3 protein-coding genes and 2 pseudogenes are annotated in these 3,707 nt (G+C 40.8%); 2 read left to right on the forward strand and 3 right to left on the reverse strand.

Going from position 1 to position 3,707, the window contains the following annotated elements; genetic code table 11:
• The 3 genes and pseudogenes from G4P69_RS36175 to G4P69_RS39775 all read right to left on the reverse strand — a co-directional run.
• A partial coding sequence (locus tag G4P69_RS36175; RefSeq protein ID WP_208354717.1) for a radical SAM protein occupies positions 1-364 on the reverse strand: 364 nt, incomplete at its 3' end.
• A gap of 321 nt (positions 365-685) precedes the next feature.
• Positions 686-1,159: a hypothetical protein gene (locus G4P69_RS36180; RefSeq protein ID WP_208354718.1), complete on the reverse strand. Its 474-nt coding sequence runs from the start codon at positions 1,157-1,159 to the stop codon at positions 686-688.
• 1,032 nt (positions 1,160-2,191) lie between these two features.
• Positions 2,192-2,360: pseudogene (locus G4P69_RS39775) on the reverse strand (aldo/keto reductase); the annotation flags it as partial.
• A 209-nt stretch (positions 2,361-2,569) separates the two neighbouring features.
• Between G4P69_RS39775 and G4P69_RS36185 the strand changes: the two are divergent.
• Entirely contained in the window at positions 2,570-3,211 is a 642-nt protein-coding gene (locus G4P69_RS36185) for a DUF1802 family protein (protein ID WP_208354719.1), read from the forward strand.
• Positions 3,212-3,509: 298 nt separating this feature from the next.
• A pseudogene (locus G4P69_RS36190) lies at positions 3,510-3,707 on the forward strand (hypothetical protein); the annotation flags it as partial.

A 3,707-nucleotide genomic window follows, 5' to 3' on the forward strand; every position in this document is an offset into this window, starting at 1 on the left:
CTGGTTCAAGAGAATCTAAACTAATATTAATTCGCCGTAAACCAGCTTGATAAAGGCTTTGTGCAATTGGAGCTAGTAAAAACCCGTTGGTTGTCATAGCTAAATCTTGGGTTTGGGGAAGGGACGCGATCGCTCCCACCAACTCCACCACACGAGGACGTAGTAAGGGCTCCCCCCCAGTCAAGCGAAACCGGGTAAATCCTACAGGAATAAATACTTCTTCAATTAAAGTCAGCAGTTCCTCATCAGTTAATAATTGTTGCTTGAGGATATACTCTAGCTCTGCTTCTTCCGGCATACAGTATTGACAACGGAAATTGCAGCGATCTATTAAACTAATACGTAAATAATCGACCTGGTTCATAAAAATTAACCATTTTAAAAATTAAATATAAATGCAACAAAATATTTAGTTCGCTACACTTCTGTACAATAACGTATTTTTACCAAAAAACGAGCTTGCAGCCTCTGGCTTTAGTTTAGGTGTGGGGAGTTTTTATGTATTGCTGTAGGGTGCGCTTTTGCGAAACCGTAACGCACCTTGAATTTGGGGCGTGAAAAATTACCACCCAACCATTGACGTGTATATCCTTCAACTAGAGCAACCCAACTTCTAACCAAAAAGCGGATACAGACTCCGCCACAGCAGAGCCTGCATCCGCTTTTGTGCTGATGTGACAGCAACTTAGCGAACTGGAATCCGAACCCCAGTGAACGCGCGCTTGAGCAACACTGGTCCGCCATCTTCAAACGGATTGGAGTAAAGAGGGAATAGTTTAACTTCGTATGTACCGGAAATGGTTTTTTCTCCAGGATCGTACTCGAAATTTCCGTCGATCCGAATAATCGATGCAGGTGTTCCAGTATTCTGGTCGGCTAAGCTGAACTCGATTGACCGGAATTTAAATTGATTGCCCCGGCAGCTGTAGACACCTTGATCAGGAGTCAAATTGTTGGAGAAAAAGCCTGTTACCGATTCATCTGGAGCAACCTTGAAGGTGAACTGAGGACCTGCACCATTATCTGTTGTGACTAAATAAACACCAGTTCCAGAACATTTACTTTCAGCCTGAGCTGGTTTTGCAGTCATTAAGGGCGCAAAAGCAACGCTAGCAACCAGAGCCATACCAGCGAGAGATACAAATTTAGGTTTGCGCATGAGCTTGCTCCTATCGTAAAATAATAAGTAAAAAAAACACAAAAAAACAAATTACAGACACACAGAATAAGGAAATCTGTAACGCAATATGCAAGCAACACGAAGTTTTGACTAACACTAACTTTTAAAGCAGAGAAAAACTGAGTGCTTTCTGTGCTATGATGGCTATCATTTATGTCGAAAAAACTGAAGAATTACAGTATTTTGCAGGCGAAGGAAGCACGTTCATACAAGCGTTCTCTTTGAGGGAGCCGCGTTCACGCACCACGACGAAGGGGTTTAGGGGGTACAGCGTTCGTCCTTGAACTATCGGTGTACCTGATTTATTTGAGTATGCAAAACCTGCTGGAAAACACTTTATTGCAAGCAAGCTTGATATATAGCATTTATATCAAGACATTACTCTGCATTGTTTATCAGCACCAGTAACCATAAGGAAGAAAGTCGTTTTAAAGTAAACACTTCCTCCCCTCAGGGAACTTCTGTAGGAAAGTATATAATGAATCTCTAGCGTGTAAATAACGAGAAGTATAAATTTTCTGTATAGCTTTTAAGTTTTTTTATTGAACGTGCGTAAAACGCCATCCCCTTGTGGGTGGGAATGTAAGCGCGGGGTAAACTTTGTATGGTCATTATTACCTCTGATTCTTAGCACAAAAGGCGAAAACCTGGTCAAAGGTGACCAGGTTTTATAAGCTTACTACTGTTCAAACAGTTACCGTTAATTAATAGAAAGAGTCAACAACTAAGGTTTACAAACTACTAGCAGACTCAGCATATTTTATGTTTTTCCGCTTTGGGATTTGGCTTCGCCTTATTCGTCTAGCGATATGCCACTTAATATCATTATGCTGATATTTGCTTGGGCTGATGATGGGAGACACCTAATCACTTGCCCTTTTTATTTGGAGGTTGGTATGCCTTGTTTGGTGTCCTATTTATTAAGTTATCACCCAAACAAGGAATAGCAATTGTTTGTTTACTGAAGTTTACACATTGTTTAACTTCTCAATAAGTGTACAAATTTTGACATTAACCCCAAGTCCACATAACCGAACTCAGGTTCTAGATGATTTGTGATAATACGCCCTATGGCGTCGATTTCTTGAAGTTCAGCAGCAGAAAGTTTCGCAGAAGCAGCATGTGCGTTTGCAACAGCTTGTTCTGGATAACGCGCGCCTGCGATAGCGAAGCGCTGCGGCGTTCGCCTTTGGGAGAAGCGCCGATCGCATAACTTTGAATGCAGTAACGTTCAAAGGAAAATCAATAGACGAGCGATATGCTAGCGTATTAGTGATTTCTCACCCACCTGTCTTTTGTACTAGTTCGAGTATATGGTGTGGTGTTAACAGATAACTGCTGCTCTTCCTGATAACTGATAACTGAATCTGTGAGCGTGCTGATGAGAGTATGCTTAAGGACAATGAGGTAAAAAAATTGACTAAGACTACTCATGCACTTAAAGAATGGGCGATCGCAATTAACGCCCTAGAAGTTGGCAAAACAATAATGCTGTTGCGTAAAGGTGGTATCCACGAACGTAATGGACGGTTTCAAGTTGCGCACGAAGAGATTTTGCTCTATCCGACTTATGAACATCAACAGCCTTTCTTACTCAAGCCTGAGTATACTAACCTTGTCTATCCCGTGACATCTGGGTGGCATCCAGAAACAGTTCGGATCACTAGTTGGGCTAAAATTACTGATATTTTTCGAGTTTATGACGAAGCAATAGTCAGCGCCTTGCTTCCGTTCCATATTTGGAACGAGTACTTTATTAGCGATCGCTTAAAGTGGAAGCCAAGCCAACCACTGTATATACTCTTGCTACGAACTTACAAACTGTTTCAAGTTCAGGAAATTCCTTATAGCGCCAAATATGGTGGCTGTAAATCTTGGATTGATTTAGCCCAGACAATTGACTTACAGTTGTCAGAACCAGTTTTATCTGATTCTGCTTATACCCAAACGGTAGGAACTATCAAAACTATCGTTAATCAAGGAGTCAGGAGTCAGGATTCAGGAGTCAGAATTAATGAGATGGGGATTTGAACTCTTTGATCATCCCCGAAACAGAGAAAATTCATGCTGAATTCAGATTTCTGTCTCCTGAATTCTTTTGCACAGCACTTATTTGACACAAAGTCAAGTAAAAAAGTAGCGATCGACACATACATCTTTAGAAACAGCAGCTAACATCGGATAAACACAAAGAGATTGTGTGCCAATTTATGTTTTTTACTTGTTGTTTCTTTGAATTGAACGCAAAAGACTCGAGCCATAAGAAGGAATTTTTCGACAAAAAAATTATCCCGGAAGGGTAATTTTATATTGACAAAGATTTTTTATTATGCATATAAAGCAAAACAAAAAGGAGTTTGCCGTGCATCAACGAATGTGCTGGATAGGTAAGTCTGGGGATAGCGAAGAAAAAATTTTGCATTTACAGATTGCACCCAATCAACCTTGGCGTCCTTACACAGCTTTTCCACAATTTGCAGTACCAGATTACCCTGTACCCGGAGGTTCTAAAGGTTGGGCAACTTAT

Source organism: Aetokthonos hydrillicola CCALA 1050 (assembly GCF_017591665.1).
Classification (GTDB): Bacteria; Cyanobacteriota; Cyanobacteriia; order Cyanobacteriales; family Nostocaceae; genus Aetokthonos; species Aetokthonos hydrillicola.